Here is a 26,900-nt window from a genome sequence, read left to right as displayed (position 1 = left end):
GTTTTGCAAAAATCTAACCGCTTGTAGTCTACTAATAATGGATATTAAAGAAATAGATTAGCGAAAAGTAATCCAAATCCTAAACTAAATGCCATACTTAATAAGCCAGGAATCATAAAACTGTGGTTGAAAATAAATTTCCCAATTTTCGTTGTGCCTGTGCTATCAAAATCAATAGATGCAATGATTGGTCCATAGTTTGGAATAAAGAAGTAACCATTTACGGCTACGAACACCCCAATAAGAATTGGTGCAGGAATACCTAAAGCAATTGCAACTGGGAAAAGGGTTGCAACAGTTGCTCCTTGGCTATTTACCAAAACTGAAAGCACAAATAATGCTAATGCAAATGCCCACGGTGCAGTTTCGACTAATTCAGATACCATTCCTTTTACTTCACCTAAATGTGCTTGCATTAATGTATCACCCAACCATGCAATACCAAAAATAGCAATCACTGCACGCATCCCAGCATGGAAAACAGAACCTTGAGTAATCGCATGGTTGTCTGCTTTACAAACTAAAATAATAATTGCAGCGATGGAAAGCATTACAATTTCAATAGTATGTGCCATTCCCATCGGTGAACCATTAAAGCTTGGACGAAGAGAAGGAATTGCACCCATTAATACAACAAGCAAGGCACCAATTAAAAATAAGGCAACAGAAGTTTTTGCTGTGGATGTAATTTCAATATTATCGATAGCCGTATTTGCATGGTTTGCTTCAACGTATTTAGGATCTTTCAATAAACGTTGATAATCAGGATCATCTTTTAACTCTTTACCCAATTTATTCACAATAATACAAGCGAAGAACAAACCTAATATTGTTGAAGGAATGGTTACAGATAATACGCTCTGTAATGTGAAACCTTGTGGCTCTAAATAGTGAACAACGGCTACTACGGCTGCTGCAATTGGACTAGCAACAATCGCAAATTGTGAAGCGATAACAGCCATTGATAATGGGCGTTCAGGACGGATACCATTGTGGCGACTCACTTCTGCAATTACAGGAAGCACAGAATACGCAACGTGTCCTGTACCTGCAAAGAAGGTGAATATCCACGTTACCGCAGGTGCGATAAAGGTAATATATTTAGGATGGCGACGTAAAATTGCTGTTGCGATTTTGATCATATAATCTAAACCACCTGCCGCTTGCATTGCAGCTGCAGCTGAAACGACAGCCATAATCATTAACATAACATCGATAGGTAACCCAGCAGGCTCTAATCCAAAACCAAAGGATAAGATTGCTAAACCAACGCCACCCATTACTCCTAAACCAATACCGCCTAAGCGAGCACCGATTAAAATACAGAGTAATACAATAGCAAACTGAACTAAAAACATGACAGACATAACTTGCTCCATTGTGATGTGAAAAGAATCCTTTTATCTAAAATGAAGGAAAAATTTATAAAGATAAAAAGGGCGTGAAATATATCAATAAATACATATTAGCACTATAATTCAGATCAAATAAAAATTCTAAAATGACGGGAACATATATGCAATTTTCAAAAATGCACGGTTTAGGTAACGATTTTGTCGTAATTGATGGTGTTACCCAAAATGTTTATTTAACAGAAGAGATTATTCGTAAACTTGCCGATAGACATACTGGGATCGGTTTCGACCAATTACTTTTAGTCGAACCACCTTATGATCCAGAGTTAGATTTTCACTACCGCATATTTAATGCTGATGGTTCAGAAGTTGCCCAATGTGGTAATGGGGCAAGATGTTTTGCTCAATTTGTGACATTAAAAGGATTAACTAATAAGGCGGATATTAAAGTAAGCACAGCAAAAGGAAAAATGGTCTTAAGCTTAAAAGAAAATGGGCAGATCAGAGTCAATATGGGAGAACCAATCTGGGAGCCTGCACAAGTTCCTTTTACTGCGAATAAATTTGAGAAAAATTATATTTTGAGAACCGATATACAAACGGTTTTATGTGGTGTCGTTTCTATGGGTAACCCACATTGTGTTTTACAAGTTGAGGATATTCAAACTGCTAACGTAAATGAATTAGGTCCATTATTAGAAAACCACGAACGTTTTCCAGAAAAAGCGAATATTGGTTTTATGCAAGTGATTAATCGTAATCATATTAAATTACGTGTTTTTGAACGTGGCGCAGGTGAAACGTTAGCTTGTGGAAGCGGAGCTTGTGGTGCTGTTGCAGTTGGAATAATGCAAGGGGTACTAGATAACAATGTCCAAGTTGATTTACCTGGTGGTCCATTACAAATCGAATGGAAAGGGGAGGGACATCCATTATTTATGACTGGCGATGCTGTGCATGTTTATGATGGGTTTGTTAAACTATAACCCTTTGAAAAGTTTGTTATTTAAATTACAGGCATAGTTTTTCACTATGCCTTTATTATCATTTAGTAGTCTTGCAATTTAGTGCGAATCAACTCTACTAACGCTTGTAATTTTGGTGTAGGAGCAGGAAGTTGATGCATGAACCAACGAAATAACTCAGGGTCACTATAACTGAGCATTTCCACAAAGGTCTTTTGTTCTTCCTCGTTTAAATCATCAAAATATTGTTGATAAAATGGCATAATCATTTTATCGAGTTCTCGCATTCCTCGACGACATTCCCATTCGATTTTGAAACGATTCATTAGTTGGCCTCTCTAATCCGTAATTCTTTTGGTACTTCAAAGACTGTATTTTCTTCACATCCTTCAAGTTCTGTTACTTGGTTTGCACCAAGATTTTTAAGATGTTCTACTACTGATTGCACTAATACCTCAGGTGCAGAGGCTCCAGCAGTAATCCCTACTGCATCAATATTTTCTAGCCAAGCAGAATCAATATCTTGTGGTCCATCAATTAACTTTGCAGGTGTCCCCATTCTAGATGCTAATTCTGCTAATCTATTTGAATTTGAAGAGTTTTTTGAACCAACAACAAGTACAAGTTGCGTGAGTTGAGCTAAATCTCTGACGGCTTGTTGACGATTTGTTGTTGCATAGCAAATATCATTTTTTCTAGGACCTTGAATAGCAGGATATTTCTCTTTTAACGCCTCAATTACATCACTTGTATCGTCGATAGATAGGGTAGTTTGAGTCATAAATGTGAGGTTTTGATCTTCTTTTAAGCCTAATTTAGCAATATCCTCAACATCCTCAACTAAAAATATACCTCCCTCAGGATTATCGTATTGCCCCATAGTACCAATGACTTCTGGATGCCCTTCATGTCCAATAAGAATGGCTTTAGTCCCTTTACGGCTTGCTCTTGCGACTTGCATATGGACTTTAGTCACAAGCGGACAAGTGGCATCAAATACCTTAAGTTCACGCTGTTTCGCTTCTTGTCTTACTGCTTGAGAAACGCCATGTGCGGAAAAAATCACAATCGCACCATCTGGCACTTCATCCAGTTCTTCAACAAAAATTGCCCCTTTGGCTTTGAGCCCATCAACAACAAATCTGTTATGCACAACTTCATGGCGAACATAAATCGGTGCACCGTGAATTTCTAAGGCTAATTCGACGATCGATATTGCACGATCAACTCCCGCACAAAATCCTCTTGGATTGGCTAAAATAATTTTCATTTAATCACTCTTTTTTGATTTTCGGTGTTCTAAAATGGATTCAAGAATCAGTAATCCGGCACCAACCACAATGCTAACATCCGCAATATTAAAAACGGGATAATGATAAATATCCCAATAAAAATGTAAAAAATCAATAACATAACCATTATAAGCACGATCAATGGCATTACCTATTGCTCCGCCAATAATAAGTGCATAAGCACTATTTTGTAGTTTTAATTCTCGCTTATTTTTAAATAGCATCACGATCAATGCACAAGAAATCACAATAGCTAATCCCAAGAATAAATATTTTTGCCAACCTGAATGATCAGCCAAAAAGCTAAATGCAGCACCATAATTACGCGTATAAGTTAAATCAAAAATAGGTAGAATATTTAGACTTTCATATAATTCAAAATGTTGAACAATACTATATTTTGTTCCAAGGTCGACTAGAATTGTTATTAAACTCAGCCATAACCAGATTAATCCTGTTTTCTTCATTCTTTTCCCTGTAAATTAAATTGCATCTTCATTTTCTTCGCCAGTACGAATACGGATAACTCGTTCGACATCGTAAATAAAAATTTTACCATCACCAATTTTACCTGTTTGTGCCACTTCAATAATGGTATCAATACATTCATCCACTTGTTCATCAGTTACAATAATTTCCAGTTTAACTTTAGGTAGGAAATCAATCGCGTATTCCGCACCACGATACAATTCTGTATGCCCTTTTTGACGACCAAAGCCTTTTACTTCAGTAACTGTCATACCAGTAATACCAACATCAGTTAATGCTTCTCTGACATCATCTAATTTAAAAGGCTTAATAATCGCTTCAATTTTTTTCATAATAATTCCTAACGTCGAGCAGATTTAGGTCTGAAACTGTCACAAATTTTAGGATCGGTTTCAACATAAATTTCGTTGAGTAATTGTAAACAATAAGGCACTGCACTGAAAATACCACGAACAATCACATTACCCTCAGTATCTTTTACTCCCTCTAAGGTTTCTTTTATGGCTTTCGGCTGTCCCGGTAAATTCAATATGAGAGAATCATGACGAATGACACCAACTTGACGAGAAAGAATAGCGGTAGGCACAAAATGCAAGCTGACTTGACGCATTTGTTCGCCAAACCCTGGCATTTCACGATGAGCAATAGCGAGAGTTGCATCAGGCGTAACATCACGCTTGGCAGGACCTGTACCACCGGTTGTTAGTACAAGATGGCAAGCAGATTGATCGACTAATTCGATTAATGTTTTTTCGATAATCGGTTGTTCGTCTGGAATTAAACGTGTTTCAAATTCAACAGGGGTAGTAATTGCTGATTCAAGCCAAGATTGTAATTCTGGAATGCCTTGATCAGCATAAATACCTTGAGATGCTCTATCTGATATAGAGACTAAACCAATTTTTAGGATTTCTTTGTTTAAACAAGCGGTCATTTTCTCTCACTTTTTTGCAAAAATAGACAGCTTGCTATTCTACCTTGTCAGATTAGTTTTCTAAAGGTTTAATAGTTTTAATCCTAAAGATGAAGTAATAATATTCAAAAATGAGGGCGATCACTATGGCGATTTTACCCCAGATATTAGGTAAAACGAAAAGGGCAAAAATACAGAAAGGGGTAGCAATAGCGAGGATCCCTACTTTTTGTCTAATGGTCATCGCCCTGTTTTGATCATACTCTTTTAAGTATTTATCGTACAATTTGGTTGTCATAAACCACGCTTGTAAACGATCTGAACTTTTCCCAAAACAATAAAGGGCAACTAATAGGAAAGGCGTTGTGGGTAAGCCAGGAACAACAACACCAATGATTCCAAGTGCTAAGCATAAGAAAGCAATAAGAATATAAATAAGTTTTTTAAGTGTCATAATAAAAAATTAATTGAGAATAAAAAGCATAATCAAATCATAGCTGATTTTGAGAAAGTTGCAATCTTGAGTTTTAATATTCCATACTGAATTTGACCATTTTTTATGTGTAAAACTAAAATCATAATCGTGATAAAATACTTGGCATATTTTATTAAAGACCATATTCCATTATAAAATTAGGATAGATAATGACTACAAAACAAATTGATTTAAAAATTTTGGATTCTCGTATTGGTACAGAATTTCCTCTTCCAACTTATGCAACGCCGGGATCAGCTGGATTAGATCTACGTGCATTAATTGATGAACCGTTAATTGTTGAAGCAGGGCAGACAGTACTTATTCCTACGGGTATATCGATATACATCGCAGATCCTAATTTAGCTGCAGTCATTTTACCCCGCTCTGGCTTAGGGCATAAAAATGGGATTGTACTAGGTAATTTAGTTGGTTTAATTGATTCAGACTATCAAGGGCCTCTTATGGTATCTCTTTGGAATAGAAGTGAAACATCTTTTACCGTGAATGTGGGTGATAGAATCGCACAGTTGGTATTTGTTCCTGTAGTACAAGCAAGCTTTAATATTGTTAATGATTTTGTTACTACAGAAAGAGGAATGGGTGGTTTTGGACATTCAGGCAAACAATAAATTTAATATTAATGTTTGTTATCAAGTGGTTAAGGAGAATAAATGTCGTCACCTGTAGTTAAAATACCTAAGAAATCAGTTAAAGAACGACAACAACAGGTTTTAGAGGTCTTAATTCATTTACTTAATTCTGAAAATGGAATGCAACGAGTTACAACAGAACGCCTAGCTGCTGCAGTGGGCGTTTCTGAAGGTGCCTTGTATCGTTATTTTCCAAGTAAAACAAAGATGTTTGAAGCACTTATTGAAAAAATAGAGCAAACATTGAATAGTTATATTAATACGAGTAAGCGTAAACCAAGTACTGAATTAGCAGTAAAATCTATTCTTCAAACCATTTTGGATTTTGCGCAGAAAAATCCAGGAGTAACTCGAATTTTAACGGGTCATGCTTTGATGTTTGAAGATGATCTGTTAAGAAATCGCGTTGCTAAATTCTTTGATGGATTAGAATTGCAATTTATGAATATTTTACAGATGAGTAAATTACGAGAAGGGCGGGTTTTTCGTGATGAAAGAGCATTAGCGGGCTATTTAGTCACCTTTTGTGAGGGACAATTTTTACATATGGTTCGCTCTCGTTTTGTTTTTAATTCTCATCTGTATTTTGAAAAACAATGGGTATTTATTAGACCACTCTTTAGTGAAATAGTATGATTATTCCTTGGCAATCACTTGAGTTAGATACTCTCTACAATATATTAGATTCATTTATTTTAAGAGAAGGAACTGATTACGGTCTGAAAGAACTTTCATTGGAAGAAAAACGGCAACAATTATTAGCACAATTAAAAGCAGAAAAAGTCGTAATCGTCTGGTCAGAATTAAATGAAAGTATTGATATTAAAGATAAGAAATCTTTCTTAGGGAATAATTGAATTCATGATAAAATTATCGGGTTAGATTAGCGATAGAGCTAATATTCTTCGAATTAGAGGCTGTTTATTTTTATGAAAGACGTTTCAATTTCAACTGCTCAGTTAGAAAATGTATCTCCAGTACCATCCATTCATGATCCCGCTGTTGAGTGGTTCCTCACTCACTGCCATATTCATCGTTATCCTGCAAAATATACCTTAATTCATGCAGGAGAAGATGCGGAATCTTTATTTTATATAGTTAATGGAGCGGTATCTGTCTTCATTAAAGATGATGATGGTAAAGAAATGTTGCTGACAAATTTAGGGCAAGGCGAATTTGTTGGCGAAATCAGTTTATTTGAAGACAGAATTCAACCTAGAACAGCCTGGGTAAGAACAAAAGGTAACTGTGAAATTGCAGAAATCTCTTATAAAAAGTTCAAGCAGCTTGTCCATTTAAACCCTGATATCCTCATGTATTTGTCTGCACAAATGGCAAGACGTTTAAGAATGACATCTCGTCAGGTTAGTAATTTAGCCTTCTTAGATGTAACAGGGCGTATCGCTCAGACCTTAATGAATTTAGCAAAAATGCCAGATGCAATGACTCATCCACAAGGCATGCAAATCAAAATCACACGTCAAGAAATCGGACAAATGGTGGGTTGTTCTAGAGAAACTGTGGGGCGTATTTTAAAAATGTTGGAAGATGATGGACTTATTTCTGCACACGGTAAAACTATCGTAGTATTTGGTACTCGATGAGTATTTATAAAAATAGCTCTATCATCTAATCATATTATTTTAGCATCGGCTAAAATAGAATGTGGGCTTTTCATCTTTTCGATAAAGAAAGCTAAACCTCTAAATTAAAGTAGTAAACATATTATGTTTAATTAAAACCAAGTAATTAGATTCTTGGTATTTTTTGCAAAATTCTGCCACAATCTTACCGCTTGTTTTTAAATTTATAAGAAAGAGAAGAAAATAATGTCTAAACCAATTGTATTTAGTGGGGTTCAACCCTCTGGCGAACTTAGCCTAGGAAATTATTTAGGAGCATTACGTCAATGGACGAAAATGCAAGATGATTATGAATGTCTATTTTGTATCGTGGATCAACATGCGATTACAGTACGACAAGATCCTGTTGCTTTACACAAAGCAACATTAGATACCTTAGCCATTTACTTAGCTTGTGGTATTGATCCTGAAAAAAGTACTATTTTCATTCAATCACATGTTCCAGAACACGCACAATTAGCGTGGGTATTAAATTGTTATACTTACTTTGGCGAAATGAGCCGAATGACACAATTTAAAGATAAATCAGCTCGTCACGCTGATAACGTAAACGTTGGATTATTTACTTATCCGGTGCTGATGGCTGCTGATATTTTGATTTATCAAGCCAATCAAGTACCTGTTGGGGATGATCAAAAACAACATTTAGAAATCACACGTGATATCGCTAATCGCTTTAATGCGTTATATGGTAAAAAAGATGCAGAAGGTAACTTAGTTGAGGGTATTTTCACTGAGCCTGAAGCCTTTATTGCTAAAGCGGGTGCAAGAGTCATGTCGTTACTTGAACCAACCAAAAAAATGTCTAAATCTGATGAAAATCGTAATAATGTGATTGGGTTATTAGAAGATCCTAAATCCGTTGCAAAGAAAATTAAACGTGCAATGACAGATGGTGATGAACCACCTGTTGTTCGTTATGATATTCAAGAAAAACCCGGTGTATCTAATTTGCTTGATATTCTTTCAGGTGTAACAGGAAAATCGGTTAAAGAATTAGAAGCTGAGTTTGAAGGTAAAATGTATGGACATTTAAAAACAGCAGTTGCTGATGAAGTATCTGCTATGTTGACTGAGTTACAAACTCGTTTCCACCACTTCCGTAATGATGAAGCATTACTTGAAAAAATATATCGTGAAGGCGCAGTAAAAGCGAGAGCAAAAGCACAGGCCACATTAGAAAAAGCCTATAATGCGATTGGATTTGTTTTGTAAACTATAAAATTAAAGGGCATAAAATTTATTTTATGCCCATTGTTATACTTTGATTACAGCTTATTATTGCTGATTATATCTTATCGTATCTATTACTACCCCTTACTCACTACATTTTCCATATAACACATAAGTATTAACCATAATTAATCCTTCTCATAAATTAATAGACGACCAGTCTAATCTAGTGTACTCTAGTCACGAATTAATTGGAAATACTCCAATTTTATAAATCTAAAAAGGAAAAATTTAATGAACAATTTTGATTACTATAACCCCGTTCGTATTGTATTTGGAGAAGGACAAATACAGCAATTATCTAACTTGGTACCAAAAGAGGCTCGAGTACTTATCACTTATGGGGGCGGTTCAGCTAAACGAACTGGCACTTTAGATGAAGTTAAAACAGCACTAAATGCAAATGGAAGTCGAACAATCTTTGAATTTGGGGGAATTGAACCCAATCCAGAATTTACGACATTATTAAAAGCAGCTGATGTTGTAAATAAAGAAAACATTGATTTTGTCCTAGCTGTCGGTGGCGGGTCAGTAATTGATGGAAGTAAATTTATCGTTTTAGTATCTGAATTACTGGATGAAGACGGCAACGTATCTCGTGATAAAGCATGGGAAACATTAACTAGTTTTGGTCAAAATATCACTAAAGTGTCAGTAACATTAGGTACGGTATTAACAATCCCAGCAACAGGTTCTGAAATGAATGCGGGTGGAGTCATTAATTATAGTGAACGCCAAGCAAAATTACCCTTCATCAACCCATTAGTTTATCCGAAGTTTTCTATTTTAGATCCAACAAAAACCTTAACATTACCTGAAAAACAAGTAATGAATGGGGTAGCTGATGCCTTTGTTCATGTGATGGAACAATATCTCACTTATCCTGTCAATGCAAAAGTACAGGATGCTTTTTCTGAAAGTTTACTCAGAATCTTAATAGAAGAAGGGCGTGCAGTAAAAGTACAACCTGATAATCTAGATGTGCGTAAAAATATTATGTGGGCTGCAACAATGGCATTAAATGGATTAATTGGCCAAGGTGTTCCTCAAGATTGGACAACGCATATGATTGGTCACGAGTTAACATCACTCTATAAAATTGATCATGCAAGAACATTAAGTATTGTTTTGCCATCTTTACTCCGTGAGTTAAAAGAAAGTAAAAAAGAAAAATTACTGCAATATGCACGTAATGTGTGGCAAATAGTTGATCCTCAATTGAATGATGATTCGTTGATTGAATCAGCAATTCAAAAAACCGAAGATTTCTTCCGTGAATTAGAATTACCCGTTAGATTATCAGACGTAAATTTAAATGAAGAAGCTATTCCAGCGATACTTGAGCAATTAAAAGCTCATGGTATGGTTAAATTGGGTGAACATGCCCAAAATGATCTTGAAGTATCGAAACGTATTTTGCAAAGAGCATTAAACTAATATTTATATAAAGAGGTTCATATGATTAAACTACATCATCTCAATCAATCCCGCTCACTAAGAATATTATGGCTTTTAGAAGAACTTAATCAGCCTTATGAATTAGTCAGTTATAAAAGAAATAAAGATAATAACTTAGCACCAGAAAGCTTAAAACAAGTGCATCCATTAGGTAAATCTCCCGTTATTGAATTAGATGGACAAGTGATTGCTGAATCAGGTGCAATTACTGAGCTATTAATTGAAAAATTTGCATCAGAAAGATTAATGCCTAAAAAAGATACACCAGAGTATGCAGAGTACGTGCAATGGATTCATTTTGCTGAAAGCTCATTAATGGTGCCACTTCTGCTAGAATTATTTACACATGTAGCTGGAGTTGATGATAATCCATTCTTGAAAAATTATACCTCAAGTGAAAAAGGTAAATTACTGAGTTATTTAGACAAAACATTAGAAAATAAATCTTATATTGTTGGAAATAAACTAAGTGGTGCTGATTTTATGCTTGCATTTAACTTTATTATACTTAATAAAAACAATCAGTTAGAAAATTACCCTAACATAAAACATTATATTGAAAACTTAGCTCAATTAGACAGTTTTCAACGTGCAATGAAAATTGAAGAACAAAATAACTAATTTTCAAACAATAAAAATTGGAAATTAACAGTATTGATAAAAAGGACGTTAACATGAAACATGAAGTATTGTTTAACTCAGTAAAAATGGGGAACCAAACCCTTAAAAATAGAATTGTAATGGCACCTCTTACTCGCTTAAGAGCGACAGAACCGGGTGATATTCAAACTCCATTAGCAGCAGAATATTACTCCCAAAGAGCAAGTGCAGGATTAATTATTGCCGAAGCTACGCAAGTTTCTTTTCAAGCAAAAGGCTATGCAGGTGCGCCAGGTATTCACACTCAAGAGCAAATTGAAGCCTGGAAGCCTATTACTCAAGCTGTTCATGATAAAGGTGGCAAAATTGTTCTACAACTTTGGCATACAGGGTTAGTTTCTCATGAAAGTGTTCAACCTGACCACCAAGCGCCAATTTCTGCCTCTGCGGTTGAAATAGACACAAGAACCTCTTTACGTGATGAAAATGGACACCCAATTCGCGCTCAGGTCACTAAACCTCGTGCAGCCACTTTAGAAGAAATTAAACAAGTGATTGCAGATTTTGCTCAAGCAACAAAAAATGCAAAAGAAGCAGGATTTGATGGTGTAGAGATTCATGGGGCTCACGGCTATTTATTACATCAATTTTTAGCAACTCAAACAAATAAACGTGAAGATATCTATGGTGGAAGCAGAGAAAATCGTGCCCGTTTATTATTAGAAGTCGTTGAAGCTTGTGTCAATGCTTGGGATAAAGATCATGTTGGCGTTCGCATCTCACCATTAGGTAATTTTAACGATATCGATGTGGGTTATGACGAAGAAGAAGCAATTTGGTTAGTTGAACAACTTAATCAATTTGATTTAATGTATCTACACGTTTCTGAACCTGATTGGGCTGGTGGTAAACCTTACAATGATAATTTTAGAGCGAACTTACGTAAGGCATTTACTAATACAATTATTGCCGCAGGTGGCTATACTGCAGAAAAAGCAGAAAAAATGGTAACAGCTGGTTTCATAGATGCAGCTGCTTTTGGTCGTGATTACATTGCAACCCCTGACCTTGCCGAACGCATTGCAGAAGATTTACCATTCAATGAACAACGCCCAGAATCATTCTATGGCGGTGGAGCAGAAGGTTATACGGATTACCCTTACCACCATTTATAGTAATATTTTAATCTGTGTAGGTAATAAAACATGCATTACCTACACTTTAATCTTATATAAATAAGTATTTACACTATTCTACCCTAACTATTTTTTAGTTTATTCCCTAATTTTTCTAACTCAATGAGAATGAGATAGAGTAGTTGAAAACATAATGAAGGTTGGCCGACATTATCTGTTGTTCCAGTTAAGTAAACTTCTAGTTGCGGGCAATAGAAAGCGAAGGCGCCAGATAATCCAGAATGGCCATAAAAATACAGTCTTTCGCCCATACTTATTTTCATATGTCCGCCACCATACTCTACTGGAGCATAGTCTTCTTGTAGTGGGAGATAATCGGCTAATTTTCCCCAGTGGTGTTGTTCAAATAGACGACCTTCAAGGAAAGCTTGGATAAAGACCATGAGATCGGCTGTTGTTGATATTCCACCGCCAGCACCTTGCCCGCAAGAGATGACTTTAGGTCTATCTAAGTATTCTTCTCCCGTGTAAAGCGGTGGAATTGCAGCAAATTCGCTACTCGGTAAAAATGAGTAATCAAGTCCTAATGGTCTAAAAATGTATTTATCAACACAATCATCTAAGGATTGGTGAGTAATTTTTTCAATAATTGCACCTAATAAAGCAAAGTTAATATCGGCGTAATAAGAGGATTTGCTACCTGGTACAAAGTGAGATTCTGTCTGTTTAACCCAGTCTATTAAATCTGAGAAATCATAAGCAAAATCTTCATGTTTTATCCGATTTCTCAGCAAGACTGGTTCTTCATAAAAAATATTCGGCAAGCCACTTCTCTGAAAAAGTAGATCTTCAATCGTAATTGATTGTGTGTAATCTTTACCTAAGTAATGGTGTAACCCTCTTAACTTTTCTTTTGGAAAGAAGTTAGCTACAATGCCCTGATAATCTAGTTTTTTCTGATCAATAAGTTGGAGAATAAGTGTCGTAATCCATAGCTTGGTCACGCTAGCCAAAACAAATGGCGTATGATCTGTCATATCATTCGTAGATAACTGAATGAAATTATCATCATTACGCTTTTGAATACGTATCATCGCTTTTGGTAATTTATTTTTTTGTACAAAATTATCAAAAATACGTGCTAAATTGGTCTGTTGCATATTACGTTCCTCTGATAATTCTTTCACTATAGTAAAGACCGATTGTTAGAATGAGCTTTATATGCTTATAAAAAAGGTACTTTAATTTATGGATATTCGCCAACTTTCTTATTTTATTGCGATTGCCAAAACTCAAAACTACTCGCATGCAGCAAAAAGCCTTTTTGTCTCTCAACCTGCATTAAAACAATCCATTTCCAAAATGGAAGATGAACTTAACACTCAATTGTTTGTGTACCATAATCATCGACTCCACTTAACCGAAATGGGGAAAATGTTATTAGAGCGAGGAGAACCATTAGTTCACGAGTTTAATAAATTAGTAGCCGATATTCAAAACAAATCCAAGCAAGAAAGACAATCTCTTACTATTGGTGTTACTTTTCTTACTATGCTTCAATTTATTGACCAAATTTCTCGTTTTATCCGTAAAAACCCATCCATTGATGTCCGAATTGTCCAAGAAGGCTCAATGAAATTACAACACCTTCTTATTCAAGAAAAAATTGATGTAGGTATTTTATCTTTCCCTCAAGTAGAGCAAGACATCATTATTGATCCTATCGGAATCAATAATTCTAGTTATTCTGCTTGTTTAGTTGTTACCAAAGATCATCCCCTTGCATCCAAAAGCAGTGTAACTTTTAAAGATATAAAAGACTCTAATATCGTTAGTCTCAGCGAGAATTTTGCTTTAGGAGAACTGACGAAAAAACGCTGCCGTGAATTGGGAATATCAAATCAAATTATTCTAACTCATGATGACTTTGAAATTCTTCTTCATAGTCTGAATAAATTGAATGCGGTAACAATTCTTCCTCAAGAACTCAAGGAATTTAGTTGTTCTATTAGCAATATCGTTTGGATTCCTATTCAAGATGTTCAAAGCCAATACAAGCAAGGATTGGCTTATCGTAAAAATATGGCTCACAATTCATTGATAATTAATCAATTCATTGAAGCCATTAAACATCAATAATTATTTGTTTGGAAACTCCAAAACTTGGTAGCTTTCTTCCTTGTTTGCCACACGAAGTCCACCAAGAGCAAGTGCTTCTAGCTCAAACTCTCCTGGATAGGCTTTAAATGGACCAATAAATGATACACGTTTAGAAACAGCTTCACATAGTGCTTTAGAATGAGCCATACCACCTGTCATACAAACCATATCAATAGGACCATTTACACTTGTCGCTAGTGCAGCTAATGTCTTAGCGATACCCAATGCCATTGCATCAAATGCTAATGCAGCTTCTTTATTCCCTTCTTCGATTCGTTTTTCTACTACTCTCAAATCAGCTGTTTGACATAGAGATTGAAGTCCTGCTTTTTTACGAGCGAGATGATTGAAATCATCTATGCCCATTTCTTTGATTTTTTTCACAATTGATTTTAAAGGCATTCCACCCGATCTTTCTGCTGAAAACATGATTTCATCATCTGATACAAAATCAACGATTTCACCTTTTTCATGGGCACTAGCCGTTGAACCGCCACCTAAATGAGCAATAACTAAATTGATTTCATTATATGGCTTGCCTAAATCTTCAGCGACTTTACGCGCAACTGCACGCATATTAAGGTGGTGACCTGTCGATGTACGCTCAATCCCCTTAATTCCAGTTATACGAGATACATCGCGCATAGAATCAACGGTTACTGGATCATAAACATAAGCAGGACCGCCATTTCCATATTTGTCCATTAGAGATTTTGCTAATTTTGCACCGATATTTGATGGATGTTCCACAACAGGGTTAAATTGTAAGTGATTGATTAATTCATCAGTAACTAAGATAGCACCTGGTTTTACTGGACCAATTAGTCCGCCTCTTCCTACTACAACATCAATCTTATCAATACCATGTTTAGAAAGGTATTCTTCAATATCTTTTAAACGCATATCAAATTGATCAAAAACTTTATCAAATTTATCTAATGCTTCAGATTCATATAAAATATCTTCTTTCCAAACTAATTTATTATCTTGATAAAATGCAATTTTTGTAGAAGTTGCACCAGGATTAATTGCAATTATATTTTTCATGTCAATTTCCTATTCTGTGATTAGTTAGCATCTAACATTATGATTTGTGAGAGCAAAAGTGATGCGTATTTTTCTTCGAAACTAGAACTTCTTGAAGTAATGATAACTGGAACTTGAGCTCCCATGATAAGCCCTGCCATCTCTGAACCACCAAATAAAATAAGTGATTTTGATAGGACATTACCTGTAACAATATCAGGAGCGACTAAGACATTTGCATCACCTTGGATCTTTCCTTCATATCCTTTTTCTTCTGCACTTTCTTTTGAAAGCGAAAGATCAATTGAAAGGGGCCCTTCTACGACAATTTCATTTTGATTTTTATATTCTTCAACTAATTCACTTTCCATAACTGAAGAAGGTAATTTAGGAATAACATTCTCAGCAGCAGATAAAAGAGAAACTTTGACAGGAGAAATATTTAATGCTGACATAACTTGGGTTGCATTAGCAATAATGACTTTTGCATTGTCTTTATCAGCTTGTAAGATCAAACCTCCATCAGTGACTGAAATAAGTTTATTAAGCGATGGCATTGATAATACTGCAACATGAGATAATGTATCAGCTTTACGAATACCTGTTTCCTTATTAACAACTTCTTTCAATACTTTCCCAGTTGAAATGTGTCCTTTGAGGATAGCATCCCCTTTTCCTTGACGAACTAACTCTATACCTTTAAATGCAGCTTCTTGATCATCTGCAATATTGATGATTTCATAGGAATTTTCATCCACTTTATATTTACTCAGTTTTTCTTTTAATTTATTTTCATCATCAATCAGATATGCATAAATTCTTTTTTCTGAGATGGCTCTCTCTACACAAGAAAGTACTTCATCATCAGCTGCTTTAACCACGACTAATGCCATTGGTTTATCTACATTTTTAATTTCTGGTCTAGCTTCTAATAATTTATCGATTAATAAAGACATAAGATTCCTCCCTAATAAAAAAATATGCCTCCCTCTTGCCTGATATTTTGAGGGAGGCATATACTTTAAGTGTTTAAATATTTAGACGATAATCTTCAGGAGTCACTATTTTGAAAACATTCATAAATAAATGTTTAAAAATTAATGAGAATATAATTGGTCCGCCAGCAAAAGCTAAAACAGTAATAAGTAGATTCGTTGCAGACCAGCCTCCATCGGCTAAATTTAGATGATTAATTGGACCAACTAACCCACTGAATCCAAATCCCGCACTCATAGGTGTTCCTTGAATATTGAATAGGTATGCTAAAACTCCAGAGCAAGCACTAGCTGACATAACTGGTAACAATACCTTAGGATTTTTAACAACATTCGGCATAGATATCTTAGGAGACCCTATAAAATGAGCAATGGAGGTTCCTCGTGAGTTCACAGACCAGCCAAGCATAGCAAAAGCAAAGCCTGTTGCACAAATACCTAGATTAGCTGCACCTGACCCAACGCCTGATAAGGAAATTGCTAAAGCAATTCCAACAGAAGTAATCGGTGATACGATTAATATACCGAAAATAATAGCAAGAAGGATACACATAACGAGAGGCTCTAAAACGAGTAGATGTGCAACACCTACACCTACAAGCTGTGTAACCTTAGAAACATAAGGGAGTAATAAATTACCAAGAAGTCCAACAACCAACATCATTAATGGTGGAATAACTAAGATAGTATAAGCTCTTAATTTATTTCCTACTAATAAGATGATTCCTGCCCCAAATGCTGAAACAATCAACATATTGACTATGTCTCCAGCTCCAACAATGACTATGGCTCCATCTCTAAGCGCAATGGCACCTGATGCAAATAATGTAGCAAGACCCAACGCAGCTGCCTGAATAGGATTAAATTTAAAATTTAGTCCTACTAAGAAGCCAGAAACAAGTCCCATACTTGCATTTGATACAGATAGTCCCCAAGCTAAAGGAGCCAAGAAAGGCATACTTGGAATTAAAACTTTAACGAGCTCTGAGAGTAATGCTCCGGGAATCAATACAATAACAGTCCCGGTTGCAACACCGTTGAGCACATTCATGGCAAATTCTTTGGCAGATAATTTATTTTCCATAGTTTTTTTCTCTATTGGTGTATACCATGGCCTAGTAATATTTCACTAGCATCCATGATGGTTTCAGATAAACTTGGGTGATTGTGGATAGTAAGAGTGATATCTTCAGCTGTTAATAAATTCTCAATAGCTAAAGTCACTTCACCAATTAATTCACTAACACCAGGACCCACTAATTGAGCACCAATTAATTGATTGGTTTCTTTATTAGAAATTAAGCGAACAAAACCTTCTGGCTCATCCATTGATAAAGCTCGACCATTACTTGCGAATCTAAAAGTCGCAACCTTAGGTGAAATTCCTTTTTCTTCTGCTTGTGCTTTAGTCAATCCTACAGTCGCAATTTCTGGTTGAGTATAAGCTACTGTTGGAATAACGAGATAGTCTGCCGCAACACCTTCGACGCCTGAAATAGCTTCTGCTGCCACTTTCGCTTCGTATGATGCTTTATGTGCTAATGCAGGTCCAGCGGTGATATCACCGATTGCATAGATATGCTCTTGATTTGTTTGCATTTGTTCATTAACTGGAATTAATCCTTTTTCATCTAAATCAATACCAGATAATTCAATACTCATTTGATCTGTATTTGGGCGACGACCAACTAAAACAGCAATCTTATCAGCAACAAGCTCTTCTTCTTTATCACCTACCTGGTAGAACAGATGAAGTCCTTTATCGTCTTTTTCGTAGCGAGATGCTTTAGCATTGGTTAAGATTGTCATATTCAATTTCTTAGCTTCTTCCAAAACTGGTTTAATTAAGTCTTTTTCAAAGCCATTCAATATACTATCTTGACCTTCTAAAACAGTAACATGACTACCTAAATTAGCATATGCCATTGCTAATTCCATTCCGACATAACCACCACCAATAACAGCTAATTCTTTTGGAATCGCACTTAAATTGAGAAGCCCTGTTGAATCTAAAATGTCATCATTAAATTGGAATGCTTTTAATTCAATTGGACGACTTCCAACCGCTAAAATTGCATTTTTAAAACGATAACCTTCTCCAAGCCCATCTTTAGGTGTGACAAATAACGTATCTTTTGCGACAAAGTGAGCCTCACCTTCAATGATAGTGACTTTATTTTTTTTCAATAATGTTTTGATACCCGTTGTTAACTTAGAAACAACCTCATTATTTTTCCAGTCTTGCGCTTTGGTAAAATCTAACTGACTATCACTTACAGTTAAACCAAACGGCTGAGGGTGCTTAGTTTTAGCGTACTCATGACCAATATGGATCAATGCTTTAGAAGGAATACAGCCTACATTGAGGCACACTCCCCCAATATATTGTTTTTCTACAATAACAACTTTTTGACCTAATTGAGCGGCTCGAATAGCGGCAACATATCCACCGGGACCAGAACCAACAACAATGGTATCCACCTCATTTGTTAATCCACCAACTACCATGTTAACCTCCTTCCGCTAATAATAAATCTGGGTCACTGAGGTATTTCTTAAGAAGGTTAATTGCTTTTTGAGCGTAAACCCCATCAATAGCTCTGTGATCAAAGGCAAATGAAATTTTCATCACCTGTTTAAGCACTGGATTGCCTTCTTCATCAGGAACAAATACTTTATCAATACGTCCAACATTTAAGATAGCAATTTCAGGTAAGTTAATGATTGGTGTTGACCAAACACCCGCAGTTGCAGCCGCACCTACGTTTGTAACAGAGATAGAACCTTTACCCATATCAGATGCTGAAATTTTTCCATCACGTGCTTTTTGAGCAATTTCTGAAATCTCTTTAGCAATGTCAAATAAGCTCTTACGATCTGCATGACGAATCATTGGCACAACTAATCCTCTTGGAGTATCAGTTGCTACACCAATATTGTAGTATTGATGGTGGCTAATTTCATTTTTATCCATATCCAGTGATACATTAAGATCAGGGAATTGTTTTAACATTCCAACTAACGCTTTAACTAAATATGGAGTGAAGGTTAATTTAATATCTCTTTCTGCTGCAAGAACTTTCATCTTGTTACGATGTGCTACTAAAGCATCAACTTCAGCTTGATCGAATACGGTAACCTGAGCAACTTCTGTACTGCTCTTAGATAATGCATCAGCAATAGTGCGGCGCATTGATGATAATTTTTCAACAACTTCAGGATATTCTTCGCCTGATACGACTTTTTGAGTACTTGCTGTAGCTGCAGTTTGTTCAGATTTAGCATCATCTTTAGCAGAACTTGCTTTAACTGAAGGACCATGAGCTAAGAAGTTATCTACATCTTCCATAGTAACTTTGCCATGATTTCCTGTACCTTGAATTGCACGGATATCAACACCTTTTGAGCGAGCGTAACGTCTTACTCTTGGAACAGCTAATGTGCGTACATCAACACTATCATCAACTTCTTTAACTACGATTTCTGGAACAGAATCTGTTTTTGGAACTTCAGTCTCTTTTACTTCAGATGTTGCTACTTCTGTTTTTTCAGCTTTAGGTGCTGGCGCTGAACTTGCTCCGCCTCCTGCTAAATAAGATTTTAACTCTTCTTCTGTTTCTGCAATATCCGCAATAGGTTCACCAACAATACCTGTATCACCTGCTTCGACATAGATTTTTGCTAAATAACCAGTGATAGGACTTGGTAATTCAACAACAGCTTTATCACTTTCAATCTCTAATAGAACTTGATCTTCAGTAATTTTATCTCCGACTTTAGCTGCCCAAGACATGATTACACTTTCATGTGTCCCTTCTCCTGCATCAGGTAAAATATATTGATACATTCTATGTCCTCCTAAAATTCTACGATTTCTTTCGCTTTAGCAACGATATCTTCTGTACTTGGTAACCAGTCATCTTCTGCTAAACCGAATGGGAAAATGGTATCTGGTGCTGTGACACGAGCAACTGGCGCATCCAGATCCATAAAGTTTCTCTCTGCAATTTCTGACATTACTTGTCCAGCGATACCTGCTTGACGTTGTGCTTCTTGGAGAACTATAGCTCTATGAGTTTTAGCAACAGATTTCTCAATAGTTTCATAATCAACTGGTGAAACAGTTCTGAGATCGATAACTTCTGCACTGATTCCTTCTTTTTCTAATTGTTCTGCAGCTTTGACAGCAAGAGGAATCATTAATCCGTAACCAATTAAAGTAACATCCTTACCTTCACGAACAACATTCGCTTTATCTAAAGGTACTGTGTAATAACCTTCAGGAACTTCATCTTTAACTGTACGATATAAACGAAGATGTTCTAGGAAAAATACAGGATCTTCAGATTCAATCGCTGATAATAGTAATCCTTTAGCATCATAAGCTGATGATGGAATAACTACACGTAAACCTGGAATTTGAGCAAACATACCTTCCAAGCTATCAGAGTGCATTTCTGGCGTATGAACCCCTCCACCATAAGGCGCACGAATAACGATTGGCGCTTTTCTTGTTCCTCCTGAACGATAACGTTGACGTGAAATTTGAACAATTAGAGCATCCATCGCTTCTACAATAAATCCAGAAAATTGAATTTCTGGAAGAGGAAGAAAACCTTCTTGAGCAAGACCAACAGACATATGAAGAATACCTGATTCAGCTAAAGGCGTATCAAATACACGTTTTTCACCAAATTCATCTTGTAAACCCGCAGTAATACGGAAAACGCCACCATTTTTACCAACGTCTTCACCAAAAATTAATGTATTATCATGTTTTTTCATGGCTTCTCGTAAGCCTTCGGTAACAGCTTGTGCTAATGTAAGAACGGACATATTAGTTTTCCTCCTTAGCTTCGTGGTAGGCAATTTGTTCTTTGATATTTTGTGGTTGATCTGCATACATAAATTTCAAGAAATCAGAAATTTTTTGTGGTGTGGCTTTTGCCATTTCTGCTAGTGCATCTTTAGCTTGATTTTTAACCTCTTCGTAAATTGCATCTACTTTTTCTTTACTCCACAATCCTTTTTCAGTGAGGTAATTTCCAAGACGGATTAGAGGATCCTTTTTACGCCATTCTTCTACTTCAGCATCGTCTCTATAACGTTTAGGATCATCAGACATTGTGTGAGGTCCAAAACGGTAAGTTACATTTTCAATCAAGATAGGACCATGTTCGATAGCAAATTCACGCGCTTTTTTAACTGCATAGTAAACTGCAACTGGATCCATACCATCTACACGGATAGCAGGAATACCCGCTGCTACTGCTTTTTGTGCAAGAGTTTCTGCTTTAGTTTGTTTTGAAGTTGGTACTGAGATTCCATAGCCATTATTTTGCACAACAACAACTAATTGAGCATCAAATACACCACCAAAGTTAAGCGCTTCATAGAAGTCACCTTGTGAAGTAGCAGAGTCTCCCATAAGGGCTAAAGCGATTTGTTTTTCACCCTTCATTCGTTTACCGATTCCGTTACCTAATGCCTGAATAGCCGTACCTCCGACAATAACATTCGGAGAATACATATGTACATCATCAGGATATTGATTTCCTGCAAAATGACCCTTATACCAAAGAAATGCTTGTGTTAAGGTCATACCAAATTTAACGCCCACTAAAACATCTCGATAAGTTGGAGCAAAAACATCTTTTTTATCTAGTGCTAACAGGGATCCATACTGACTTGCCTCTTGTCCACCACCTGGCGCATAGTTACTCAATGCACCTTGACGGTTTAGCAAAATCACACGTTCATCCATTGCTCGTCCCCAAGTAATCGTTTCCATTAATGTAACTAATTCTTGGTCTGTTAAATCTTTTATTGCATCTTTATCAACAACTTTTCCTTTTTCATCTAAAATCTGGTACATAGGAAAAGTGTCACCATATGATGCTGTTATTTCAGTAAATTTTAAGTTACTAATTTTCACGGCAGTCTCCTCTTCTTCACTTATAAAATATTAGAGCTTCAGGGATAGTATTGATTTATATTTAACAAGTAAACTTCTTATTTCTTATATCACTATAAGGAAAAATTTTTATTTAAATAATCAGTAAATATATATTTTAAATCTTATTATTTAATTTATTAATTAAAATATATTATTAAATATAAAAGATAGGCTTACTACTTTATGATTAAAATAAATTTAAATAATAAATTAATTATATAAGAGAAAGTCGTTTTAAATATTTTTAAGTAAATCCAATCAGAAAATAATATTCTTTTTTACTAATCTTTTGAGAGATCCGATGAGTAAGAGTTATAATACACTACCTCACATACAAGGGCCTACATATGCACTTAAAGTATCTATTTGTTTTATCTATATTTTCTCTACTTTCAGCTTGTTCATCATTACCAACAGTTATAGAATTACCGGAACAAGCACAAGAAAGTAAAATGTTCAAAGTCGAGCAGAATAGCCCAAAAGTTGAAACAAGTTTATTAGTTATCCAATTTTCAGATCAGCAATGGCGTTGGGTACAAACAGATCCTTTGGGCATTCCACTTAGCCGAGTCTTATTGACTAAAGATGGGTGGCAAAACGATGGATTTGTCCCGCCAAATGCTGAAGCTAAATGGCTTTTTTCTGCAATTGCTACATATTTAAATCCAAATCATCCATTATTTTCTTTTAGTAAGATAGTTTATGGGCCTGATATAAACACTTATTTCATTAATAGGCATCAAGCTTGGAAAATTGGAAAACAAGGTCACAATATTTATATCCAGTTACCAAAATCTGAATGGTTAATTGAAGAAATGGCACAATAGGAGAATAAGTGGAAAGATTATTTTTAACTCCACCAGCGATTATCAGCAGTTTAGGTGAAGGAATTAAAACCCACATAGATAAGTTATTAGAAGGAAAAAGTAAAACATTACATTTTTCTGATCGCGTATTTTCTTCTTCTCAGATATCGGGAAAAGAGGGAACATTTGGGGAAGTAAATATTGATTTCCGCCCTTTCCCTCAAAATTTAAATCCATTGCACCATAGCCGAAATAATCAATTGTTGTGGCATGCCTTAGAACAAATAGAAACTTATATTAAACAATGCATTGATCATTTTGGTGCTTCTCGAATTGCTGTTGTGATCGGAACATCAACAACAGGTGTTGATGAAAATATCACTGTTTTTAAAAATGTTGCGGCACATCATGATGCAAAAGAAGAATTTAATCAGCAACAGCAGTATTTCTCTGCGCCTGCAGATTTTATTGCTGAAGTGTATCAGTTAAAAGGGCTAACCTATGGTATATCAACAGCTTGTACCTCTGGTTCTAAAGCTCTAATTAGTGCAGCTCGTCTATTAAAGAATAATTTATGTGATGCGGTTATTTGCGGTGGCGTCGATACCCTCTCACCACTCACGGTGAGTGGGTTTGGTTCTTTATCTGTTTTATCAGAACAACAAACAAATCCGTTATCAATCAACAGAAATGGAATTAATATCGGAGAAGGTGCCGCTACATTTGTGATGACAAAAGAGCCCTTAGATGATCAATCCATTCAGTTTTTGGGATATGGCTCAAGTAGCGATGCTTACCACATGTCCTCCCCCCATCCAGAAGGTGAAGGTGCTATTTCAGCATTTCAAAATGCACTGCATTCAGCGAATGTTCATCCAGACCAGATTGGGTGGATAAATTTGCATGGCACAGGAACCGTTCATAATGATCAAATGGAAGCCATTGCAGTTGCAAAAGTATTTGGTGATCAGACCGCTTGTACAACAACAAAACCATACACAGGGCATACGTTAGGTGCTGCTGGCGCTATTGAAGCCGCTATTTTATGGGGAATAATTAGCCGTCGATATAATCCCGAAGGCAAATTACCTGCTCAATTATGGGATAAGAAAATAGATCCTGAATTACCCGCATTGTCTATTACTGATTCAACAAGTATGTGGAAACAAAGTAAACGTATTGGTGCAAGTAGCTCCTTTGCATTTGGTGGAAATAACACCGTATTGATTTTAGGAGAATAAAATGATCGAGCTAACTTGCCCTATTATCAATGTTGAGCCGTTAATCCCCCATAGTGAAAGCATGGTATTAATTGATAGAATCACAGACTTTGGTGATGACTTTTTAATAGCTGAAAGTGAAATTCGAGAAAATCACATCTTGATAAAGAACGGAAAATTAGAAGCATTTGCTGGTATTGAAATTATGGCTCAAGGTATTGCTGCGTGGTCAGGCTGCCAAGATATATTAGCCAATAGACCCATTAGTTTAGGGTATTTATTAGGAACGCGTAAACTGTATGTTCATACCAAAGAAATCCCTATTAGTTCAAAATTGCAAATTCAGATAAAGATGTCCATTCAAGATGCAACAGGATTTGGTGTATTCGATGCCAAATTAATAGATTTAACAGAAAATAAGATTATTTTAGAAGGTGCATTAAATGTATTTAGTCCTAGGGAGGAAAAGTGAGTAAAACAGTTCTTATAACAGGTTCCAGTCGAGGCATTGGCAAAGCAATTGCCTTAACACTTGCCAAACTAGGATACAACATCGTTGTTCACTGCCGTAGCCGAATTGAAGAAGCAGAAGCCGTGGCTCAGTCTGTTAGAGATTTAGGTCAAGATGCTCGCGTATTACAATTTGATGTGAGTGATCGTCAAGAAGTCGCCAAGCAATTACTTGAGGATGTGGAAAATTTTGGCGCTTATTATGGGGTAGTATTAAATGCGGGCTTAACAAGAGACAATGCCTTTCCTGCATTAACTGATGATGATTGGGATAGCGTTTTACGTACCAATTTAGATGGCTTTTACAATGTATTACATCCTATTATGATGCCAATGATCCGTCGTCGAAAAGCAGGTAGAATTGTTTGTATTACCTCAGTTTCTGGGTTAATTGGTAATCGTGGACAAGTGAATTACAGTGCCTCAAAAGCAGGAATTATTGGTGCGGCAAAAGCTCTCGCAGTTGAGTTGGCAAAACGTAAAATTACGGTAAATTGTGTTGCTCCTGGATTGATTGATACAGATATTTTAGATGAAAATGTCCCGATTAATGAAATAATTAAAATGATCCCTTCTCAAAGAATGGGTAGCCCAGAAGAAGTCGCTCATGCCGTTCAATTTTTAATGGATGAGAATGCGGGCTATATTACGCGACAAGTCATCGCAGTAAATGGTGGGCTTTGCTAACAAGCGGTAAGATAAACATAATTTTTTGCAAAAGGATAATTAAGTGAAACGAGTTGTTGTAACAGGTATTGGTGGAATTACTGCCTTTGGTCGTGAGTGGTCAGAAATTAAAGCGGCTTTTCAACGCAAACAAAATGCCGTTAAGTTTATGGATTGGGCAGATCAATTCCCAGACTTAGAAGCACAATTAGGTGCCCCAATATCAGATTATCAAGTGCCTAAGCATTGGACTCGTAAACAATTAAGAAGCATGGGTAGAGTAAGTCACCTATGTGTTGATGCTGCAGAACAAGCATTACAATCTGCCAATTTATATCACGATGGACAAATTGATCCGATATTAAAGGATGGGCGAATGGGGGTTGCATGTGGTTCCTCAACAGGAAGTACAAAAGATACTCGAGATGTAGGGGAACTCTTAATGACGGGCTCTTCAGACAACTTTAGTGCTAACACTTACGTCAGAATGATGCCACATACCACTGCGGCAAATATTGGGATTTTCTTTGGTTTAACAGGTAGAGTGATTCCAACCTCTAGTGCTTGCTCATCTGGTAGCCAAGGCATTGGATATGCTTATGAATCTATTAAATATGGTTTGATTCCAATGATGTTAGCAGGAGGAGGTGAAGAATTTTGCCCATCTGAAGTGTATGTGTTTGATTCTTTATATGCAGCTAGCCGTAAGAATACTCACCCAGAGAACACGCCACTTCCATACGATAAAAAACGTGATGGATTAGTTATTGGAGAAGGGGGCTGTATATTCGTATTAGAAGAGCTAGAACATGCTTTAGCTCGAGGAGCCAATATTATTGCAGAAATTGTGGGATACGGTGCAAATAGTGATGGTAGCCATGTTACCCGACCACAAAAAGAAACGATGCAACGCTGTATGGAAATGGCACTAAAAGATGCCAACATCACACCTCAGCAAATAGGCTACGTAAATGGGCATGGTACCGCTACAGAACAAGGCGATATTGCGGAAACATTAGCTGCCGAAGCTGTATTTGGTCATATTCCATTGAGTTCACAAAAAAGTTACCTTGGTCATACACTTGGGGCTTGTGGTGCTTTAGAATCATGGTTCTCTATTGAAATGATGCGAGATGGTTGGTTTGCACCAACAATTAACCTAGAAGATATTGATGAGCGATGTGGCAAAGTGGATTATATACAAGGTGATGGACGAGAAATCCAAACAGATTATGTCATGAATAATAATTTTGCATTTGGTGGAGTGAATACCTCCCTTATTTTTAAGCGATGGGTTGGGTAAGTTATTAAATAAGATAATTACAAAAGTAATTTGTAATTATCCCTAA

30 protein-coding genes are annotated in these 26,900 nt (G+C 36.1%); 15 read left to right on the top strand and 15 right to left on the bottom strand.

The features are described 5' to 3' along the window. Window positions 1-44 precede the first annotated feature (44 nt). Window positions 45-1,367 carry an anaerobic C4-dicarboxylate transporter gene (locus A6A10_RS00580; RefSeq protein WP_121123000.1) on the bottom strand — a complete coding sequence of 441 codons (1,323 nt, stop codon included), beginning with the start codon at window positions 1,365-1,367 and terminating at the stop codon, window positions 45-47. A gap of 149 nt (window positions 1,368-1,516) precedes the next feature. Here A6A10_RS00580 and dapF point away from each other — a divergent pair, with 149 nt between their 5' ends. Continuing rightward, entirely contained in the window at window positions 1,517-2,341 is an 825-nt protein-coding gene (dapF, locus tag A6A10_RS00575) for a diaminopimelate epimerase (protein ID WP_121122998.1), read from the top strand. A 62-nt stretch (window positions 2,342-2,403) separates the two neighbouring features. On the opposite strand, the gene A6A10_RS00570 is transcribed toward dapF, so the two are convergent. Genes A6A10_RS00570 through A6A10_RS00545 form a run of 6 tightly spaced genes read right to left on the bottom strand, consistent with a single transcriptional unit; the run spans window position 2,404 to window position 5,468 of the window. Next, window positions 2,404-2,646, bottom strand: coding sequence for an FAD assembly factor SdhE (locus tag A6A10_RS00570; protein ID WP_121122996.1), 243 nt, complete (start codon window positions 2,644-2,646; stop codon window positions 2,404-2,406). Next, window positions 2,646-3,590: a 4-hydroxy-3-methylbut-2-enyl diphosphate reductase gene (gene ispH, locus A6A10_RS00565; protein WP_121122994.1), complete on the bottom strand. Its 945-nt coding sequence runs from the start codon at window positions 3,588-3,590 to the stop codon at window positions 2,646-2,648. Before ispH ends, A6A10_RS00570 begins: the two co-directional genes overlap by 1 nt. Further along, entirely contained in the window at window positions 3,591-4,079 is a 489-nt protein-coding gene (gene lspA / locus A6A10_RS00560) for a signal peptidase II (protein ID WP_121122993.1), read from the bottom strand. 15 nt (window positions 4,080-4,094) lie between these two features. Then, the gene (glnB, locus tag A6A10_RS00555) at window positions 4,095-4,433 is read right to left on the bottom strand and encodes a nitrogen regulatory protein P-II (RefSeq protein ID WP_121122991.1); all 339 of its coding nucleotides are present in this window, start codon (window positions 4,431-4,433) and stop codon (window positions 4,095-4,097) included. A gap of 8 nt (window positions 4,434-4,441) precedes the next feature. Next, complete coding sequence (gene mog / locus A6A10_RS00550; protein ID WP_121122989.1) at window positions 4,442-5,035, bottom strand: molybdopterin adenylyltransferase; 594 nt, start codon at window positions 5,033-5,035, stop codon at window positions 4,442-4,444. Window positions 5,036-5,087: 52 nt separating this feature from the next. After that, window positions 5,088-5,468 (bottom strand): YbaN family protein, encoded by a 381-nt coding sequence (locus tag A6A10_RS00545; protein WP_121122987.1) that lies wholly within the window; start codon window positions 5,466-5,468, stop codon window positions 5,088-5,090. Between the two features lie 191 nt (window positions 5,469-5,659). On the opposite strand from A6A10_RS00545, the gene dut reads away from it, so the two are divergent. The 8 genes from dut (at window position 5,660) to nemA (ending at window position 12,251) form a co-directional block, all read left to right on the top strand. Beyond that, a complete protein-coding gene (gene dut, locus A6A10_RS00540) occupies window positions 5,660-6,121 on the top strand; it encodes a dUTP diphosphatase (RefSeq protein ID WP_121122985.1) in 462 nt (153 codons plus the stop codon). A 42-nt stretch (window positions 6,122-6,163) separates the two neighbouring features. Next, window positions 6,164-6,778 (top strand): nucleoid occlusion factor SlmA, encoded by a 615-nt coding sequence (slmA, locus tag A6A10_RS00535; protein ID WP_121122983.1) that lies wholly within the window; start codon window positions 6,164-6,166, stop codon window positions 6,776-6,778. After that, on the top strand, window positions 6,775-6,999 hold the full coding sequence (locus A6A10_RS00530; RefSeq protein WP_121122981.1) for a YheU family protein: 225 nt from the start codon (window positions 6,775-6,777) through the stop codon (window positions 6,997-6,999). Before slmA ends, A6A10_RS00530 begins: the two co-directional genes overlap by 4 nt. Before the next feature lie 72 nt (window positions 7,000-7,071). Beyond that, a complete protein-coding gene (crp, locus tag A6A10_RS00525; RefSeq protein WP_121122979.1) occupies window positions 7,072-7,746 on the top strand; it encodes a cAMP-activated global transcriptional regulator CRP in 675 nt (224 codons plus the stop codon). Between the two features lie 225 nt (window positions 7,747-7,971). Then, a complete protein-coding gene (trpS, locus tag A6A10_RS00520; protein ID WP_121122977.1) occupies window positions 7,972-9,000 on the top strand; it encodes a tryptophan--tRNA ligase in 1,029 nt (342 codons plus the stop codon). 252 nt (window positions 9,001-9,252) lie between these two features. Continuing rightward, window positions 9,253-10,455 carry an iron-containing alcohol dehydrogenase gene (locus tag A6A10_RS00515; RefSeq protein WP_121122975.1) on the top strand — a complete coding sequence of 401 codons (1,203 nt, stop codon included), beginning with the start codon at window positions 9,253-9,255 and terminating at the stop codon, window positions 10,453-10,455. Between the two features lie 21 nt (window positions 10,456-10,476). Beyond that, window positions 10,477-11,097 (top strand): glutathione S-transferase family protein, encoded by a 621-nt coding sequence (locus A6A10_RS00510; RefSeq protein ID WP_121122973.1) that lies wholly within the window; start codon window positions 10,477-10,479, stop codon window positions 11,095-11,097. Between the two features lie 53 nt (window positions 11,098-11,150). Continuing rightward, window positions 11,151-12,251 carry an N-ethylmaleimide reductase gene (gene nemA / locus A6A10_RS00505; RefSeq protein ID WP_121122971.1) on the top strand — a complete coding sequence of 367 codons (1,101 nt, stop codon included), beginning with the start codon at window positions 11,151-11,153 and terminating at the stop codon, window positions 12,249-12,251. Between the two features lie 83 nt (window positions 12,252-12,334). On the opposite strand, the gene A6A10_RS00500 is transcribed toward nemA, so the two are convergent. After that, window positions 12,335-13,372 (bottom strand): serine hydrolase domain-containing protein, encoded by a 1,038-nt coding sequence (locus tag A6A10_RS00500; RefSeq protein WP_121122969.1) that lies wholly within the window; start codon window positions 13,370-13,372, stop codon window positions 12,335-12,337. 88 nt (window positions 13,373-13,460) lie between these two features. On the opposite strand from A6A10_RS00500, the gene A6A10_RS00495 reads away from it, so the two are divergent. Then, complete coding sequence (locus A6A10_RS00495) at window positions 13,461-14,351, top strand: LysR family transcriptional regulator (protein WP_121122967.1); 891 nt, start codon at window positions 13,461-13,463, stop codon at window positions 14,349-14,351. Here the strand turns inward: A6A10_RS00495 and buk are convergent, their stop codons facing one another. The 7 genes from buk to A6A10_RS00460 all read right to left on the bottom strand — a co-directional run bounded on the left by buk (window position 14,352) and on the right by A6A10_RS00460 (window position 22,328). Then, window positions 14,352-15,419, bottom strand: coding sequence for a butyrate kinase (buk, locus tag A6A10_RS00490; RefSeq protein ID WP_121122965.1), 1,068 nt, complete (start codon window positions 15,417-15,419; stop codon window positions 14,352-14,354). It lies immediately after the preceding gene. A 20-nt stretch (window positions 15,420-15,439) separates the two neighbouring features. Further along, entirely contained in the window at window positions 15,440-16,354 is a 915-nt protein-coding gene (locus tag A6A10_RS00485) for a phosphate acyltransferase (RefSeq protein ID WP_121122963.1), read from the bottom strand. Window positions 16,355-16,427: 73 nt separating this feature from the next. Beyond that, window positions 16,428-17,477, bottom strand: a complete 1,050-nt coding sequence (locus A6A10_RS00480; RefSeq protein ID WP_121122961.1) for a PTS sugar transporter subunit IIC — start codon at window positions 17,475-17,477, stop codon at window positions 16,428-16,430. 11 nt (window positions 17,478-17,488) lie between these two features. After that, on the bottom strand, window positions 17,489-18,901 hold the full coding sequence (lpdA, locus tag A6A10_RS00475; RefSeq protein ID WP_121122960.1) for a dihydrolipoyl dehydrogenase: 1,413 nt from the start codon (window positions 18,899-18,901) through the stop codon (window positions 17,489-17,491). Between the two features lies 1 nt (window position 18,902). Continuing rightward, complete coding sequence (locus A6A10_RS00470; protein ID WP_121122958.1) at window positions 18,903-20,240, bottom strand: dihydrolipoamide acetyltransferase family protein; 1,338 nt, start codon at window positions 20,238-20,240, stop codon at window positions 18,903-18,905. Between the two features lie 11 nt (window positions 20,241-20,251). Further along, window positions 20,252-21,229 (bottom strand): alpha-ketoacid dehydrogenase subunit beta, encoded by a 978-nt coding sequence (locus A6A10_RS00465; protein WP_121122956.1) that lies wholly within the window; start codon window positions 21,227-21,229, stop codon window positions 20,252-20,254. 1 nt (window position 21,230) lies between these two features. Continuing rightward, on the bottom strand, window positions 21,231-22,328 hold the full coding sequence (locus tag A6A10_RS00460; protein WP_121122954.1) for a thiamine pyrophosphate-dependent dehydrogenase E1 component subunit alpha: 1,098 nt from the start codon (window positions 22,326-22,328) through the stop codon (window positions 21,231-21,233). A 368-nt stretch (window positions 22,329-22,696) separates the two neighbouring features. On the opposite strand from A6A10_RS00460, the gene A6A10_RS00455 reads away from it, so the two are divergent. The 5 genes from A6A10_RS00455 to A6A10_RS00435 are packed head-to-tail and all read left to right on the top strand — an operon-like array spanning window position 22,697 to window position 26,854. After that, a complete protein-coding gene (locus A6A10_RS00455; RefSeq protein ID WP_121122952.1) occupies window positions 22,697-23,176 on the top strand; it encodes a hypothetical protein in 480 nt (159 codons plus the stop codon). Between the two features lie 8 nt (window positions 23,177-23,184). Further along, a complete protein-coding gene (locus A6A10_RS00450; protein WP_121122950.1) occupies window positions 23,185-24,396 on the top strand; it encodes a beta-ketoacyl-ACP synthase in 1,212 nt (403 codons plus the stop codon). Window position 24,397: 1 nt separating this feature from the next. Next, window positions 24,398-24,847, top strand: a complete 450-nt coding sequence (locus A6A10_RS00445; RefSeq protein ID WP_121122948.1) for a hotdog family protein — start codon at window positions 24,398-24,400, stop codon at window positions 24,845-24,847. Further along, entirely contained in the window at window positions 24,844-25,572 is a 729-nt protein-coding gene (gene fabG, locus A6A10_RS00440; RefSeq protein WP_121122946.1) for a 3-oxoacyl-ACP reductase FabG, read from the top strand. The genes A6A10_RS00445 and fabG overlap by 4 nt, the downstream gene beginning before the upstream one ends. Window positions 25,573-25,615: 43 nt before the next feature. Continuing rightward, window positions 25,616-26,854, top strand: coding sequence for a beta-ketoacyl-ACP synthase (locus tag A6A10_RS00435; protein ID WP_121122944.1), 1,239 nt, complete (start codon window positions 25,616-25,618; stop codon window positions 26,852-26,854). The last annotated feature ends 46 nt before the right edge of the window (window positions 26,855-26,900 follow it).

The organism is Otariodibacter oris, assembly GCF_009684715.1.
Taxonomy (GTDB): domain Bacteria; phylum Pseudomonadota; class Gammaproteobacteria; order Enterobacterales; family Pasteurellaceae; genus Otariodibacter; species Otariodibacter oris.
The sequence above is the reverse complement of the archived record's forward strand: the minus strand, read 5'-3'. Positions and strand labels throughout refer to the sequence as shown.